1 protein-coding gene and 1 tRNA gene are annotated in these 671 nt (G+C 62.1%); both read right to left on the bottom strand.

The annotated features are described in order from the left end of the window. Positions 1–56 precede the first annotated feature (56 nt). A tRNA-Trp gene (locus CJ014_RS27245) sits at positions 57–132 on the bottom strand. A 207-nt stretch (positions 133–339) separates the two neighbouring features. Next, positions 340–671, bottom strand: a 332-nt coding sequence (locus CJ014_RS27240; protein WP_483428688.1) for an elongation factor Tu, incomplete at its 5' end; no start/stop codon positions are given.

Below are 671 nucleotides of genomic sequence, written 5' to 3'. Positions count from 1 at the left end.
GCCACGAGATAGGAACCGTTATCTATAGCGTTCGGCAGGTCCATGCAAGAGGGAAATGGCAGGGGCAGCAGGGCTCGAACCCGCGACCTGCGGTTTTGGAGACCGCCGCTCTACCAGCTGAGCTATACCCCTAGACTTCCGCTCGCGGACGCCAGTCCGTTCGCTTATAGCCGAACCGGCTTCAGGATCAAGCACCAAAAGCGCGGTGCGCCCTTCTCACCGATTCTTGCCGGCGGAGCAAGCCCGCGCGGCAATTTCTTTTTCTCCCGAATGGCTTGGCTGTGGATCAGCCTTGAAATTCGGGGGATTCCGGCGGCCTAGGCCGCCGGAGAGCCTTCGTCATTCGACGATCGAAGCGACGACGCCGGCGCCGACGGTGCGGCCACCTTCACGGATGGCGAAGCGCAGCTTCTCCTCCATGGCGATCGGAACGATCAGCTGGACGTTCATCGTCACGTTGTCGCCCGGCATCACCATCTCGACGCCTTCGTTCAGCGTCACCACGCCGGTCACGTCCGTCGTGCGGAAGTAGAACTGCGGGCGATAGTTGGTGAAGAACGGCGTGTGACGGCCACCCTCTTCCTTGGTCAGGATGTAGGCCTCGGCCTTGAACTTGGTGTGCGGGTTCACCGAAGCCGGCTTGCACAGCACCTGGCCGCGCTCGACGTCCT

It is taken from the genome of Pleomorphomonas carboxyditropha (assembly GCF_002770725.1).
In the GTDB taxonomy this organism is placed as follows: domain Bacteria; phylum Pseudomonadota; class Alphaproteobacteria; order Rhizobiales; family Pleomorphomonadaceae; genus Pleomorphomonas; species Pleomorphomonas carboxyditropha.
The sequence above is the reverse complement of the archived record's forward strand: the minus strand, read 5'-3'. Positions and strand labels throughout refer to the sequence as shown.